18 protein-coding genes are annotated in these 14,753 nt (G+C 57.9%); 14 read left to right on the top strand and 4 right to left on the bottom strand.

What is annotated here, in order from left to right; all coding sequences use genetic code 11:
- Positions 1-63: 63 nt before the first annotated feature.
- The 3 genes from PQR62_RS22265 to coq7 all read left to right on the top strand — a co-directional run bounded on the left by PQR62_RS22265 (position 64) and on the right by coq7 (position 2,874).
- A complete protein-coding gene (locus PQR62_RS22265) occupies positions 64-792 on the top strand; it encodes an amino acid ABC transporter ATP-binding protein (protein ID WP_408160234.1) in 729 nt (242 codons plus the stop codon).
- Between the two features lie 291 nt (positions 793-1,083).
- Positions 1,084-2,118, top strand: coding sequence for a dihydroorotase (gene pyrC / locus PQR62_RS22260; protein ID WP_408160233.1), 1,035 nt, complete (start codon positions 1,084-1,086; stop codon positions 2,116-2,118).
- 129 nt (positions 2,119-2,247) lie between these two features.
- A complete protein-coding gene (coq7, locus tag PQR62_RS22255; protein WP_408160232.1) occupies positions 2,248-2,874 on the top strand; it encodes a 2-polyprenyl-3-methyl-6-methoxy-1,4-benzoquinone monooxygenase in 627 nt (208 codons plus the stop codon).
- A gap of 88 nt (positions 2,875-2,962) precedes the next feature.
- Here coq7 and PQR62_RS22250 read toward each other — a convergent pair whose 3' ends face one another.
- Together PQR62_RS22250 and PQR62_RS22245 are read right to left on the bottom strand one after the other, a co-directional pair.
- The gene (locus PQR62_RS22250; RefSeq protein WP_408160231.1) at positions 2,963-3,412 is read right to left on the bottom strand and encodes an OsmC family protein; all 450 of its coding nucleotides are present in this window, start codon (positions 3,410-3,412) and stop codon (positions 2,963-2,965) included.
- A 123-nt stretch (positions 3,413-3,535) separates the two neighbouring features.
- Entirely contained in the window at positions 3,536-3,883 is a 348-nt protein-coding gene (locus PQR62_RS22245; protein ID WP_408160230.1) for a hypothetical protein, read from the bottom strand.
- A 183-nt stretch (positions 3,884-4,066) separates the two neighbouring features.
- Here PQR62_RS22245 and rplM point away from each other — a divergent pair, with 183 nt between their 5' ends.
- The 6 genes from rplM to erpA all read left to right on the top strand — a co-directional run bounded on the left by rplM (position 4,067) and on the right by erpA (position 7,818).
- On the top strand, positions 4,067-4,495 hold the full coding sequence (gene rplM / locus PQR62_RS22240; RefSeq protein WP_408160229.1) for a 50S ribosomal protein L13: 429 nt from the start codon (positions 4,067-4,069) through the stop codon (positions 4,493-4,495).
- A gap of 9 nt (positions 4,496-4,504) precedes the next feature.
- Positions 4,505-4,897: a 30S ribosomal protein S9 gene (gene rpsI, locus PQR62_RS22235; RefSeq protein WP_408160228.1), complete on the top strand. Its 393-nt coding sequence runs from the start codon at positions 4,505-4,507 to the stop codon at positions 4,895-4,897.
- A gap of 310 nt (positions 4,898-5,207) precedes the next feature.
- A complete protein-coding gene (gene argC, locus PQR62_RS22230; RefSeq protein ID WP_408160227.1) occupies positions 5,208-6,245 on the top strand; it encodes an N-acetyl-gamma-glutamyl-phosphate reductase in 1,038 nt (345 codons plus the stop codon).
- Positions 6,246-6,268: 23 nt separating this feature from the next.
- Positions 6,269-6,970: a DUF6776 family protein gene (locus PQR62_RS22225; RefSeq protein WP_408160226.1), complete on the top strand. Its 702-nt coding sequence runs from the start codon at positions 6,269-6,271 to the stop codon at positions 6,968-6,970.
- A gap of 9 nt (positions 6,971-6,979) precedes the next feature.
- On the top strand, positions 6,980-7,375 hold the full coding sequence (locus PQR62_RS22220; RefSeq protein WP_408160225.1) for a bactofilin family protein: 396 nt from the start codon (positions 6,980-6,982) through the stop codon (positions 7,373-7,375).
- 77 nt (positions 7,376-7,452) lie between these two features.
- The gene (erpA, locus tag PQR62_RS22215; protein ID WP_408160224.1) at positions 7,453-7,818 is read left to right on the top strand and encodes an iron-sulfur cluster insertion protein ErpA; all 366 of its coding nucleotides are present in this window, start codon (positions 7,453-7,455) and stop codon (positions 7,816-7,818) included.
- Between the two features lie 175 nt (positions 7,819-7,993).
- Here erpA and hemL read toward each other — a convergent pair whose 3' ends face one another.
- Together hemL and thiD are read right to left on the bottom strand one after the other, a co-directional pair.
- Entirely contained in the window at positions 7,994-9,271 is a 1,278-nt protein-coding gene (gene hemL, locus PQR62_RS22210) for a glutamate-1-semialdehyde 2,1-aminomutase (protein ID WP_408160223.1), read from the bottom strand.
- A 17-nt stretch (positions 9,272-9,288) separates the two neighbouring features.
- Entirely contained in the window at positions 9,289-10,119 is an 831-nt protein-coding gene (thiD, locus tag PQR62_RS22205; protein ID WP_408160222.1) for a bifunctional hydroxymethylpyrimidine kinase/phosphomethylpyrimidine kinase, read from the bottom strand.
- A gap of 95 nt (positions 10,120-10,214) precedes the next feature.
- On the opposite strand from thiD, the gene PQR62_RS22200 reads away from it, so the two are divergent.
- The 5 genes from PQR62_RS22200 (at position 10,215) to PQR62_RS22180 (ending at position 14,738) form a co-directional block, all read left to right on the top strand.
- Positions 10,215-10,367 carry a rubredoxin gene (locus PQR62_RS22200; protein ID WP_408160272.1) on the top strand — a complete coding sequence of 51 codons (153 nt, stop codon included), beginning with the start codon at positions 10,215-10,217 and terminating at the stop codon, positions 10,365-10,367.
- 507 nt (positions 10,368-10,874) lie between these two features.
- Positions 10,875-11,279: a response regulator gene (locus PQR62_RS22195; protein WP_408160221.1), complete on the top strand. Its 405-nt coding sequence runs from the start codon at positions 10,875-10,877 to the stop codon at positions 11,277-11,279.
- A gap of 51 nt (positions 11,280-11,330) precedes the next feature.
- Positions 11,331-11,696, top strand: coding sequence for a response regulator (locus PQR62_RS22190; RefSeq protein WP_408160220.1), 366 nt, complete (start codon positions 11,331-11,333; stop codon positions 11,694-11,696).
- Positions 11,697-11,781: 85 nt separating this feature from the next.
- Positions 11,782-12,381, top strand: coding sequence for a chemotaxis protein CheW (locus tag PQR62_RS22185; protein WP_408160219.1), 600 nt, complete (start codon positions 11,782-11,784; stop codon positions 12,379-12,381).
- 113 nt (positions 12,382-12,494) lie between these two features.
- Positions 12,495-14,738 carry a methyl-accepting chemotaxis protein gene (locus PQR62_RS22180; RefSeq protein WP_408160218.1) on the top strand — a complete coding sequence of 748 codons (2,244 nt, stop codon included), beginning with the start codon at positions 12,495-12,497 and terminating at the stop codon, positions 14,736-14,738.
- Positions 14,739-14,753: the final 15 nt, after the last annotated feature.

Genomic DNA, 14,753 nt, shown 5'->3' with positions numbered 1-14,753 from the left:
TTATGACAGCGGCCGCCGCCGGTCGGCGCGCCGCCCAACGTATTCAGGATTCAGGAGAAATAAATGATTGAACTCAACAACGTCAGCAAGTGGTATGGCAGCTTTCAGGTGCTGACCGATTGCACAACCAGCGTTGCCAAGGGCGATGTGGTGGTGGTGTGCGGCCCGTCCGGTTCCGGTAAGTCGACGCTGATCAAGACTGTCAACGGCCTGGAACCATTCCAGAAGGGCACGATTACTGTTGACGGCGTCTCGGTCGGCGATCCGAAAACCAATCTGTCGAAGCTGCGCGCACGCATTGGCATGGTGTTTCAGAACTTCGAACTGTTCCCGCATCTGTCGATTCGCGAGAATCTGACCATCGGTCAGATCAAGGTGCTGGGCCGCGGCAAGGATGAGGCGACCGAAAAGGGTCTGAAGTATCTGGACCGCGTGGGCCTGCTGGCGCACAAGGATAAATTCCCGGGGCAACTGTCCGGCGGTCAGCAGCAGCGCGTGGCGATTGCCCGTGCCTTGTCGATGGATCCTATCGCAATGCTGTTCGATGAGCCGACCTCGGCGCTCGACCCGGAAATGATCAATGAAGTGCTGGACGTGATGGTCGGCCTGGCGCAAGAAGGCATGACCATGATGGTGGTGACCCACGAAATGGGCTTCGCCCGTAAAGTGGCCAACCGCGTGGTGTTCATGGACAAGGGCCTGGTGGTGGAAGATTGCGCCAAGGACGAGTTCTTCGCCGCGCCGCGTTCGGAGCGTGCACGCGACTTTTTGGCCAAGATCATCACGCACTGATCTCTGCTTGCCTGTAGTGCCGCAGTTCACAAGGCCGTTCCGGAATGTCGGGACGGCTTTTTGTTTATCTCCTCAATTTTTCTTTTCTTCTGGTCTCTTTGTCTGGTCGGCCCTTGTTTGTTTCAAATCAAGGTGGCCCGTCAGGTAGGACGCCAGCATCGTGGCCTGCGGTAAAATAGCGGCCTTGATGATTTTGCTTGCAGCGCATGGCAAGCGCCGCCGCCCGGTGCCACCACGGCAGCGAGATCAACACCTCCCAATCTACTCAGCAATTTACCGAAGACCACAGCGATGAGCGATGTACTGACGATTACGCGGCCGGACGACTGGCACCTGCACCTGCGCGACGGCGCGACCATGGCGGATGTTTTGCCGCATACGGCACGCCAGTTTGCGCGCGCCATCATCATGCCGAATCTGCGGCCGCCGGTGACCACCACCGAGCAGGCAGCGGCTTATCGCGACCGTATTCTGAAGGCACTGCCGGCCGGCATGCAGTTCGAGCCGCTGATGGTGCTGTATCTGACCAACAATACCCCGCCCGATGAAATCCGTCGTGCCAAGGACAGCGGTTTCGTGCACGCCGTGAAGCTGTATCCGGCCGGCGCCACCACCAATTCGGACGCCGGCGTGACTGATCTGGGCAAGTGCTACAAGACGCTGGAAGTCATGCAGGAGCTGAACATGCCGTTCCTGGTGCACGGCGAAGTCACCGATCCTGCGATCGATCTGTTCGACCGCGAAGCCGTGTTCATCGACCGCATCATGCTGCCGCTGCGCAAGGTCATGCCGGAGCTGAAAGTGGTGTTCGAACACATCACCACCAAGGAAGCCGCCGATTTTGTGATGAGCGATGCCGGTCCGACTGCGGCCACGATTACCGCACATCACTTGCTGTTCAACCGCAACGAGATTTTCAAGGGCGGCATTCGCCCGCATTACTACTGCCTGCCTGTGCTGAAGCGCGAAACGCATCGCCAGGCGCTGGTGGCGGCCGCGATTTCCGGTAGCGATCGCTTCTTCCTCGGCACCGATTCGGCGCCGCACGCCAAGGGTTTGAAAGAACATGCCTGTGGTTGCGCCGGCTGCTACACGGCGCTGCACGCGCTGGAGTTGTACGCCCAAGCCTTCGATCAGGCCGGTGCGCTGGACAAGTTCGAAGCCTTTGCCAGCTTCAACGGCCCGGCGTTTTATGACTTGCCGCGCAATGCGGGCACTGTCACATTGCGTCGCGAAAGCTGGACTATCCCGTCCGAATTGCCGATGGGAGATACGACCGTGGTACCGCTGAGCGCAGGTGAACAGATCAACTGGAAAATGGCTTAAGGCCGTTATTCGCTGTCTGTCGGCGGCCGCGCTCGCAGTCAATCGGTTTCAGAGGGCGGGCGCGAAGTGTGGGTGGCCTGTTGTTGCACGTGTTTCAACCGATTTCTTACTCTTTGAACGGAAGCGCCTATGCGATTTTTCGACCAACTGATTACCGATATGGACAAGGCGCTGCGCGTAGTGAGCGGCGTAGTCAAGGCAAGCCGGCCAAATCCTGCAGCGGGATTGGCTGATGGCGTGATGGATGATGCCGAAAAGCGTCACAGCGCCGGTCTGATGCGGATCAATCATGTGGGCGAAGTCTGCGCTCAGGCCTTGTACGACGCGCAAGGGCGCTTCGCCCAGGCGCGCGCGCTGAAGCAGCAGTTCGCGCATGCCGGCATCGAGGAAGAGGATCATCTGGCCTGGACTGCCGAACGTCTGCGTGAACTCGGCTCGCGCACCAGTCTCCTCAATCCGCTGTGGTATGCCGGTTCCTATGTGTTGGGGACGATCGCAGCGCGGGTCGGCGATGCCCGCAATCTGGGTTTCGTGGCGGAGACCGAGCGTCAGGTTGAATTGCATCTGATGAGCCATCTGGAACAACTGCCGGCGCAGGACAACAAGTCGCGCGCCATCGTCGATCAGATGCGCATTGATGAAATCGAGCACGGCGAGGCGGCCAAAGCGCTCGGCGCGGCGGAAATGCCGGAACCGATTCGCGGCGCGATGAAGGCCATGTCCAAGGTCATGACTTCGGTCGCCTATTACGTTTGAGGGCGGCGTCTGTGGACGCTCAAAGAAAAAGGCGGCCGCGGCCGCCTTTTTTCATGATGCAGGCTGATGCAGCTTGCCTTCCGTTATATCAGAGCTGCCCTGCCGGCGGCTCTGTCAGATCGTCGATGATCTCAAACGAGTGCGTAATCTCGGCAGTCTTTTCCAGCATGATTGAGGCCGAGCAGTATTTGTCGTGGGACAGCTTGATCGCGCGTTCCACCACGTTCTGCTTGAGATTGCGGCCGCGCACGGTAAAGTGGAAATGGATCTGGGTGAATACCTTGGGATCCTGCTCCGCGCGCACCGATTTCAGGGTGACGTCGCAACCGCGTACATCCTGGCCGCTCTTGCGCAAGATCACCACCACGTCATACGCCGTGCAGCCGCCGGTGCCGGCCAGGACCACTTCCATCGGTCGCGGCGCCAGGTTGCGGCCACCGCCATCGGGCGCACCGTCCATTGTGATCAGATGCCCCGATCCTGTTTCAGCCATGAAGGTCATGCCGGACAGACCGGTCCAGCGTACTGTGCATTCCATCTGTAGAGCCCACTTGGTTAAGTTGAAGGCGCATATTGTAGCTTTTGTCGGGCGGACCATGGAGGTCAGGCTGCAAAGTGCCTTTTGAGTAATATTTTGCACTGCGGAAAAATTGAGTCTTTGCTATCGCCAGCTGCCATTGCTGAGTGGCGAAAAACCCACGGTATAGCCATCAGGAAATGCCTGATACGAAATTTGAAAATAGATATTGCGTCGCACAATCCGCTTTGCTATATTGAATTCAACGGAAGTTTTTGCAGCACTGAATTCAGTACGTACCATGTCTCCTCCACCCTCCTCATTGGTGTGGATTAAGCCCGGAACCACAGTGTCCGGGTTTTTTTTGTCCCTCGCTTTTGTGAATTGTCTTTTTGTTACGTTTTTGGCGTTTATTGCACTGACCACTGTCACGCGGCCACCTCTTTCTTTCCATCCAGCATCCCACCTTCTTTTTCTGCCGTTTCGTTGCAATTTGCGGCGCCGAATCGACCGCAGGCCGCGAAAACGCTGGAAACCTTTGACGCTAAGTCCTTGAAAACGCTATAATTGCCAGCTTTCCTATTCGCTCGGGAAGATAAAAGGATGAGTCCGTAGTCGTTTTTGCAGCTGCGGAACCGCCACTTTGAGCGTTATTTTTAATTTAGAAAGTCAAACATGAAGACCTTTTCCGCTAAAGCACATGAAGTGCAGCGCGACTGGTTCGTGGTTGACGCGACAGATAAGGTTCTCGGACGTGTTGCCAGCGAAGTGGCACTCCGACTGCGCGGCAAACACAAACCTGAATTTACTCCTCACGTCGACACTGGCGATTTCATCGTCGTGATCAATGCAGGCAAGCTGCGCGTTACCGGCACCAAGGCAACTGAAAAGACGTACTACCGTCACAGCGGCTATCCAGGCGGCATCTACGAAACCAATTTCCTGAAAATGCAACAGCGTTTTCCAGGTCGTGCGCTGGAAAAAGCGGTCAAGGGCATGCTGCCTAAGGGCCCGCTTGGCTACGCCATGATCAAAAAGCTGAAGGTCTATGCAGATGGCAGCCATCCGCATTCGGCACAGCAACCGCAACCACTCGAACTCTAAGGAATAGACATGATCGGTAACTACAATTACGGAACCGGCCGTCGCAAGAGTGCAGTGGCTCGCGTGTTCATCAAGTCGGGTTCGGGCAACATCGTTGTTAACGGCAAGCCGGCCGCCGAGTACTTCTCGCGCGAAACCGGTCTGATGGTGATTCGTCAGCCGCTGGAACTGACTGGTAACGTCGAGCGTTTCGACATCATGATCAACGTGCACGGCGGCGGCGAGTCCGGCCAGGCTGGCGCAGTTCGTCACGGTATCACCCGCGCTCTGATCGACTACGACGCAACTCTGAAGCCAGAGCTGTCGAAGGCAGGCTTCGTGACGCGTGATGCGCGTGAAGTCGAACGTAAGAAGGTTGGTCTGCGCAAAGCTCGTCGCGCAAAGCAATTCTCGAAGCGTTAATCGTCTTTCGGAAGTACGAAAAGCCGCCGGCATTGCGTCTGGCGGCTTTTTGCTTTTGGGCGGCCTTGCCGCATGCTGCACTTCGGGGCTGGACAGAGGCGGTGCTCGACGGGTTTCGCCGCTGTATGTCTTTTGTATGGCATGCGATTTGCTGCAGTTTTTATCGCCTGGCAGGCCAGCGCATCCGACTTTCTTCCTCATTGGAAACGTGTCGGAAATATTCTCCTGCTAAAATTAAAAACTTTTGAAAAAGCTCGCTGAACGACGCTGTCGTTCAGCTTAATTCCGCTTTATTTGGCAAGGACAAAACATGATTAAGGTAGGCATCGTCGGCGGCACTGGTTACACGGGCGTGGAACTGTTGCGCTTGTTTGCGCATCATCCGGATGTGAAATTGCAGGCCGTGACTTCGCGCAAGGAAGACGGCATGCCGGTCGCCGAAATGTATCCGTCGTTGCGCGGCCGTGTAGACATCGCGTTTTCCTCGCCGGAGAAGGCCAAGCTGACCGAATGCGACGTTGTATTCTTCGCCACTCCCCACGGTGTTGCGATGGCGCAGGCGCCGGAGCTGCTGGCGGCAGGCGTCAAGATCATCGATCTGGCAGCAGACTTCCGCATGCAGGATGTGGCTGCGTTCGAGAAATGGTACAAGCTGCCGCACAGCTGTACCGATCTGCTGAAGGAAGCGGCTTACGGTCTGGTCGAGCTGAATCGCGAGGCGATCCGCAAGGCGCGCATCGTCGGCAATCCGGGCTGCTATCCGACCACCATGCAGCTGGGCTTCGCGCCTTTGCTGAAGGCCGGCGTGATCGACGCTTCGCATCTGATCGCCGATTGCAAATCAGGCGTGTCCGGCGCCGGACGCAAGGCTGAGCTGAGCCTGCTGTTGTCGGAAGCTTCCGACAACTTCAAGGCCTACGGCGTCTCCGGCCATCGTCACTCGCCGGAAACAGTCGAGCGTCTGAGCACCTTGACCAAGGAGAAGGTCGGTCTGCTCTTCACGCCGCATCTGGTGCCGATGATTCGCGGCATGCATTCGACGCTGTACGCGCGTCTGAGCAAAGACATCGACAACGCCGCGCTGCAGGCGCTGTTCGAAGATGCATACAAGGATGAGCCTTTCGTCGACGTCATGCCTTTCGGTTCGCATCCCGAAACCCGTACGACACGCGCATCCAACATGCTGCGCATAGCGGTGCATCGCCCTGACAACGGCGACACCGTGGTGGTGCTGGTGGTGCAGGATAATCTGGTCAAGGGCGCATCCGGCCAGGCGGTTCAGTGTATGAATCTGATGTTTGGCCTGGAGGAAACCACCGGCCTGCTGCACGTTCCTGTCTTGCCGTGAAGTACAAGTTATGGCGTCGGCGCATGTCGATTGCTGCGCCCAAGATGACCATCAAGCGCCATCTGCCCTGGCCGCTGCTCGCGGTGTTCTGGGCCGTGGTGCTGGGTTTGGGCGGCGCCATTGCGGCCTGGACCTATGAGCTGGGCAAGAACAATCTGCCCGGCCTGCATGGCGATGCGCGCGAGCAGGTTGAAACGCTGAGTGAGCAGGTCAAGAAACTGACGCAGGAAAAAGATCAGTTGATGAGCTCCACCAATTCCTCCGGCAGCGAACTTAGCATCGCACAGTCCGCGCAGACGCAATTGGCTGCCCAGGTCAAGGCACTGGCTTCGGAAAATGCCAAGCTCAAGGAAGACTTGGCGTTCTTCGACAGCCTGTTGCCCAGCAATCTCGGGCAGGGCATTACGATACAGCGCATGAGCGCCGAATTGCTGGCGCCGAATCAGGTGCGTTATCGCTTGCTGGTGATGCAGGGTGGGGCCGGCACCAATCAATTTACGGGTAATTTACAGCTTAGTGTCACGCTTTCGCAGTCGGGCAAAAGTGCTATCCTGAATTTTCCCGAGTCGAGCGCGACAGATCTGACGCGTTACCGGCTCGCGTTCAAGTATTACCAGCGGGTCGAAGGCGTGCTGACTTTGCCCGAGGGTGCGACTGCCAAGGCAGTAGCTGCTCGTGTTCTGGACAGAGGGCAGGTGCGCGCTCAGCAGTCAGTCAATTTGTGAGGTGATTTCATGTTGGGACGTAAAACCAAGAGCACGATCGATAGTTTGATCGGTGTGACGGCTCAGATTAATGGCGACGTCATTTTCAAGGGCGGTTTGCGTATCGATGGGCAGATTCGCGGCAACATCAACGCAGAAGCAGGGCAGCCCAGTGTTCTGGTGATTTCCGAACATGCCAGGATCATCGGCGAGGTACGCGCAGCGCATCTGATCGTCAATGGTGAAATTACCGGCGACGTGCATTCGGCTGATTTGCTTGAATTGCAGCCGAAAGCCCGCATAACTGGCAATGTGTATTACAAAGCGCTCGAAATGCACGGTGGGGCTCTGGTCTCCGGCAAGCTCAGCCACGACCAGATCGAAGAAGTCCCGGTTCTGAAGCTGGCAGCCTCGAGCGATGCATGAATTTTGAGCAGGGCTTATAATGGCCCCATTGAATACCTTGACCGTGAGTCCATCGTCCGCACAAGCAGGAGCCTGATATGAACGCCGTAGCCGAAATCACCGAAACAGCCATGCCATCCCCGATCAACTTCAGCGACAGCGCCGCCAGCAAAGTGGCGCAGCTGATCGAAGAAGAGGGCAATCCAGACCTGAAACTGCGCGTATTCGTGCAAGGCGGCGGTTGCTCAGGCTTCCAGTATGGTTTCACCTTTGACGAAATCGTCAACGATGACGACACCACCATGAGCAAGAACGGCGTTCAGCTGCTGATCGATTCGATGAGCTACCAATATCTGGTCGGCGCAGAAATCGATTACAAGGATGACCTGGAAGGTGCGCAATTCGTGATCAAGAATCCGAACGCCACCACCACTTGCGGTTGCGGTTCTTCGTTCTCGGCTTAAGATTCACGCCGAAAAGTAGGAAACCCGCAACATGCGGTGAGGCAACACATCATTTGCCGGTTTCTGATTGGCAATAAAAAAGGACGCTCAGGCGTCCTTTTTTATTACTTGCTGCTTTTCATCACTCGCGCAGGCATCTGTTGTTCAAGCCGTAAGATGCCTGCCGGATCCTGCCTCAGACTGCAAACGCCTCGCGCGCAGCCGCAACAGTCTGTTCGATGATGGCGTCGTCATGCTGGGCCGATACAAAGCCCGCTTCGAAGGCTGATGGCGCCAGGTACACGCCGGCGTCCAGCATCTTGTGGAAGAACACATTGAAGCGGGCTTTGTCGCCGGTCATGACTGCGGCATAGCTGGCCGGAATCTGGTCGGCAAAGTACAGGCCGAACATGCCACCCACCGAGTCACCGCAGAACTTGACGCCGGCGCTCTTGGCCGCTGCGCTCAGGCCCTGCACCAGCTTCTTGGTCTGGGCTCCCAGCTTTTCATAGAAACCGGCTTGCTGGATGATCTTCAGCGTCGCCAGACCGGCTGCCACGGTTACCGGGTTGCCTGACAGGGTTCCGGCCTGATACACGCCGCCCAGCGGCGCCAGATGCTTCATGATATCGGCACGACCACCAAAGGCCGCCACCGGCAAGCCGCCACCGATGACCTTGCCCAATGCGGTCAGATCCGGCGTGATGCCGAACAGCGCCTGTGCGCCGCCGAGGGCGACGCGAAAGCCCGACATCACTTCGTCGAAAATCAGGATGGCGCCGTATTGGGTGCACAGGCGGCGCATGGCTTGCAGGAACTCGGGGGTGGCGCGCACCAGATTCATGTTGCCGGCCACCGGCTCCACGATCACGCAGGCGATTTCATCGCCGGCCGCCTTGAAAGCTTCTTCCAGTTGTTCAATGTTGTTGTAATCCAGCACCAGCGTGTGCTTGGCGAAATCTTCCGGCACGCCCGCCGAGGTCGGATTACCGAACGTCAGCAGGCCGCTGCCGGCCTTGACCAGCAAGGAGTCGGCGTGGCCGTGGTAACAGCCTTCGAACTTGATGATCTTGTCGCGGCCGGTGGCGCCGCGCGCCAGGCGCAATGCGCTCATGGTGGCTTCGGTGCCGCTCGACACCAGACGGATCTGCTCGATCGACGGTACCAGCTTGATGATTTCTTCGGCCATCACGATTTCGGCTTCAGTAGGCGCGCCGAAGCTGAGACCGTTTTCGGCTGCGAGCTGCACCGCCTTCACCACATCCGGATGGGCGTGGCCGACGATGGCCGGGCCCCAGGAGCCGATGTAATCGATATAGCGCTTGTCTTCCGCGTCCCAGAAATAGGGGCCTTGCGCACGGGTGATGAAGCGCGGCGTGCCGCCCACCGAGCGGAAGGCGCGTACAGGGGAGTTGACGCCGCCCGGCGTAGTTTGCTGGGCGCGTGCGAACAGGGATTCGTTACTGGTTTGCATAATCTTTTGCGGAAAATTTAACGTGGGGGTGTAGGGTCTTCGGCTTCGCGCGCCCAGAAATAACGATCCGGGATCAGCTTGCCCATGCCCAGCCGCTGCGCGCTGCCAAGTGCTGCCAGCGTGAACTCCTGAGCCTCGGACACCGCTTCCGGGATCTCAAGGCCGTTGGCCAGCATGGCGGCAATCGCCGCCGACAGCGTGGAGCCGGCGCCGCTGAAGGAACCGGGAATACGCTGCCAGCCATCCTGGCGCAGCATGCCCGACTCGTCGAACAAGGTATTGGAGACGCCTTGCACATCGGTCTGGGTATTGGTGACGAACAGATATTCGCAACCCATTTCGATGATGCGCATGGCGTCCAGCATCAGCATGTCGGCCGGCACCGGTTCGCGCCAGGTCTCGGCCAGCCGCGCCAGCTCGACGGCAGAGGCCAGCATCAGCGTGGTCTGCGGAATCAGCAACTCGCGAATCGCGATCAGGCGATCGTCTTCGTCGTCCTGATTCGACAGCATCGAAATGAAGGGATCCAGGATCAGCGGCACATCCGGGTAATCGGATACGATCTCGGCGATCGCCGAAATGTTCTCGATGCTGCCGACCGCGCCGACCTTGAAGGCGGCGACCGGCATGTCTTCCAGAATCACGCGGGCCTGATCGGCGACCCAGTCGACGTCGATGATCTGCACGTCTTCGACTCGCGCGGTGTCGCTGATGAGGATGGAAGTAACTACCGACAGCCCATGACAGCCCATTGCGGCGAATGTGGCCAGGTCAGCCTGAATGCCGGTTGCCCCGACCGGATCGGCAGCGCCGAAGGTCAGGATGAGGGGAGAAGTTTGGTTTTGCACGTCGAGTAGATTAAGATATCTGGTTTACCATTTTACTTGATTGATTTGAGGGATAGTCAGCCGTGAGCAATAGCCAAACTGAATTCAAGACCTGGATGTGCCTTATCTGTGGTTGGATCTACGACGAGGAGGCAGGCCTGCCGGAAGAGGACATCGCTCCCGGAACCCGCTGGGAAGACGTGCCCATGAACTGGACCTGTCCGGAATGCGGGGCCCGCAAGGAAGACTTTGAAATGGTGCAAATCTGATCCTTGCCGATCGGTTTTGCCTGCCAAACGGCGTCTTTCCGGGCGCCGTTTGATTTGCATCAAACCTTCTTGCACTATTTTTGAGGCGAGCCGAAGGTGCCGCTCGCTGCTTGTTGTAAGCCTGTTTCAGACCTCTGAATTCCGCATGCCAGCTGACCTGGCGCGCGTTCGCCCCTTCTTTTGAGATTCCTCTGCGCAGCGTTTTGCACACTGGATTTCTGCCTTTGCGCAGCTCATCTCCAGCGCCATTGACACGACGCTCCTCCATGCCATCCTCTGCAGCGGCGCAGTTCATCTGATGCACGTCCGCACATTGTCATCGAGCAATATTTCTCTGTTTTTACTTTACTTATGTTGATATTTGGTTAATTCTTTGGGCGGCCGAAATGGAAATCCTTTCGCCCAATTACGCAGGGAAGCTGTGCCTATTCAAGTTCTGCCGCCTGGCAAATTTTGCTACAGTGACCTGATCCCCGACCAGCCTGGATCTCGACTCAGCGAAAAAGCATGACGAATCAAGACGATGCCGCATTGCACATTCTTGTGGTGGACGACAGCAACACGATACGCCGATCGGCGGATTTGTTTCTGACGCAGGCCGGTTATCAGGTCACGCTGGCGGAAGATGGTTTCGATGCCTTGTCGAAGATCGCGGCACAGACGCCCGGACTGATTTTTTGCGACATTCTGATGCCGCGCATTGACGGCTATCAGCTGTGCGCGCTGCTCAAGCAAAACGAACGCTATCGGGATATCCCGATTGTGATGCTTTCATCCAAAGACAGCCTGTTCGACCGAGCGCGCGCGTCGCTGGTCGGCGCGGATGAATATCTGACCAAGCCTTTCAGCAAGGAGAGCTTGCTGCAAACCGTCAGCGCGCAGATCAACGCGGGCCATCCGGGGAAGGACTGACCGATGATGGATCTCATGATTTTCTCTATGCCAAGGTATGGGAGCGCATGAGTGAGAATAAAGAAGATATTGGTGGTCGATGACTCGCCGACTGACCGTTACGTACTGAGCGGCATTCTTGAAAAGAATGGTTTTTCGGTCGACACGGCAACCAACGGCGACGACGCGATCGAAAAAATCCGGGCCGACCGTCCGCAACTGGTGCTGCTCGATGTGGTCATGCCCGGCAAGAACGGTTATCAGGTCACGCGCCAGATCGCACGCGATCCGGAATTGCGCGACTTGCAGATCATGATGTGCAGCGTCAAGAGCCAGGAGACCGATCGCATCTGGGCCTTGTGTCAGGGCGCCTGCGAATACATCGTCAAGCCGGTCGATGAGCAGGAGTTGCTGTCCAAGATTGATGCCATCGATTGAAACAGGCTTGCATTGAAGCGATTTCACCCGATGACTATGTCGAGCGCCCGTTCACAGGCGCTTTCCCAGTAAAGAACTAGCCACGATGATGTCCGACTCATCCGACCCACAGTCACAGAGAGCACCCGAGGCGCACCAGGGCAGTCTGCCCGGCATCCGCACGCGCCTCGGCTTGCAGGAATTTCAGGCGCGTCTCCTGCAGCGCATGGAGGCGGCACGCGACGAGACCATGCAAGTGCGCCGGCTGGGCGCAATGATAGGCGGCATCAACTGTCTGATCGATTTGTCCGAAGCCGGTGAAATCATTCCGATGATGCCGCTGATGCCGCTGACGCGTGTACCTCTGACGCGCGACTGGTATCTCGGTCTGGCCAATATTCGCGGCAATCTGGTCGGCATCGTCGATCTGCAGCGCTTTCAGGGCGGCAACTCGCAAGTCATCGGCAAGGAAAGCCGGCTGCTGACGCTTTCGGCCTCGCTCTCCCCCAATTGCGGATTGCTGCTGACGCAGGTGCTGGGTTTGCGTCACATCAGCGAAATGATGTTGCAGCCGGGCGCCAGCGCATCCTTTGCAAGACTGCCCGGCGTGCGTCAGCATTATCGCGACAAGCAGGGCGTGGAGTGGACCGAAATCGGCCTCACAGCTTTATTGAGCGATCCTGATTTTCTGCGTATTGGTTTATAGGGCTTTTAGGCTTGATAGGATTGACGCTTTATAAGCCGCTTGAGATCAGCAAAATATGCAGAAGATGAAGGCCGGCCGCGCGCCAACAAGAATTCGAATGAGGAGTCTCAGTCATGGCATTCCAATTGCCGCGCCTGTCGAATAGGAAAAATCCAGCCGCTGTGCCGCCGACATCGAAGGCCGCAGCGGCGTCGGCTATGCCTGCCGCTGCGGCCGGCGGCCGCATGAGCGATGTGGAAGAAATCATGCAAAGGTATAGAAACACCCGCCTGCCTTTCATCAGCAAGCAATCTTTGCGCAGCCAGACGCGCATCCTGTTGTTGCTGCTCGGCTTGTCGCTGATCCTGACCTTCTTCATGCTGTGGCTGGGTTCCCAAAACTACATCCACGCCACATTGCAGACCCACATTACCGCCGATCTGGTGATGCACTCGCAGCGCATCGGCAAGGCCGTGCCCAATGCCATCCAGGGCAACAAGGAAGCCTTCAACCAGCTGAGCGAAAGCCGTCGCGAATTCAATCGCGGCCTGACCCTGTTGTCGCAGGGCGGCAGCTATGAAAGTTACAGTATTTTGCCGCCGGAGCCGGCGATGCGTCCGGTACTCAACGACGTCAGAAAAATCTGGGATCACACCGACAAGGCTTCCGCCACCATTCTCAATCTGGAAAAGGAACTGACCGGCTTCGGTGCCACGCTGAAGCGGCTCAATACCTTGTTGCCGACCCTGCTTGATCTGAGCGAGCAGATATCCATGCTGCAATCGCAGGCCAACAGCTCGCCGCGCGAAGTCGCCGCCGCCGGACAGCTGGTCTTGCTGACCTTGCGGCTGGGGCGCAGCGCCAACGAGTTTCTGACCTCGGAAGGGGTCAATCCCGAGACCGCATTTCTGCTGGGCAAGGATGTCAATACCTTTCACGACATCATCGACGGCTTCCTCAACGGCAGCGAGCTGCTGCGCCTGAATGCGGTCAAGGACAAGGACCTGCATGACAAGCTCGAAGAGCTGCGCAAGGTGTTCGGCGAGTATCAGCCCATGGTCGCCAACATCCTCGGCAATCTGCAGAATTTCATCGCCGCCAAGCAATCCGAGCAGCTGGTGTTTCTTGAAAATGAAATGCTGAAGAAGCATCTCACGGTGCTGCAAAACGATTATCGGGTAGCGCAGGAGTCGCGCTCCTGGACCTTCTGGCTGATGTTGCTGGGCATGGCGTTCGCGCTGTTGTGCGGCATCGGCATCGCCTGGGTGCAATTGCAGAGCAGCCGGCGCAATGCCGCCGACGCCGAGTTGCGGCGGCAGGAAGCAGAGGCCCAGCGTCTGCAGGCGCAGCAACAGGAAGAGCGAGCGATCCGCACCAACGCCAGCAATCAGGCGGCAATTTTGCGGCTCATGAACGAGTTGCAAAAGGTGGCCGATGGCGACCTCACCGTGCACACCACGGTGTCGGAAGACATCACCGGCGCCATCGCCGACTCGGTCAATTACACGGTGGAAGCGCTGCGCGGATTGGTGGGACAGGTGACGCAAACCGCTTCCAAGGTGGCCGCCACCTCCGACCACGTCAAAAAGACCACCACCGAGCTGACCATGGCCGGCCAGAAGCAGGCGCGGCGGATTCAGGAGACCGGACAATCGATGCTGGAGATGTCGATCCAGATTACCGAAGTCTCCATCTCCGCCAATGAATCGGCCGACGTCGCGCGCCACTCGGTGGTGGTGGCCGAACGCGGCGCGCGGGCGGTGGAAGATGCGGTTAAGGGCATGAACGAGATCCGCGAGCAGATACAGGAAACCTCCAAACGCATCAAGCGCCTGGGCGAATCCTCGCAGGAAATCGGCGAGATCACCGAGCTGATTTCCGACATCACCGAACAGACCAATGTGCTGGCGCTGAACGCGGCGATTCAGGCGGCATCGGCCGGTGAAGCCGGGCGCGGATTTTCGGTGGTGGCGGAAGAAGTGCAGCGACTGGCGGAGCGTTCAAGCGCCGCCACGCGCCAGATAGGCGCGCTGGTGCGCATGATTCAGAGCGACACCAACGACGCCGTCGGCGCAATGGAAAAATCGACCAGCGAAGTGGTGGCGGGCACCAAGTTGTCGGACGCCGCCGGCGCCGCCTTGTCCGATATTCGCAGCGTGTCCAACCAACTGGCCGAGCTGATTCAGGGCATGTCCTCGTCCACCGGACATCAGGCGATTTCGGCCAACAGCGTGGCGCAGAACATCCAGAACATCCTGACCGAAAATGAGATCATCGAGCAAAGCCGCGAGCAGGTGCTGTCGCTGTTCAACGAATTGTGGGATTCCGCCGAGCAGTTGAAGAACTCGGTGGCGCGCTTCCGCGTGACGATTTCCTGACGCCGTACCGGAACC

This window comes from Herbaspirillum lusitanum (genome assembly GCF_046025995.1).
GTDB classification, from domain to species: Bacteria; Pseudomonadota; Gammaproteobacteria; order Burkholderiales; family Burkholderiaceae_D; genus Herbaspirillum; species Herbaspirillum lusitanum_A.
Note: the sequence above shows the minus strand (reverse complement) of the source record. Positions and strands in the feature narration are given on the sequence as shown.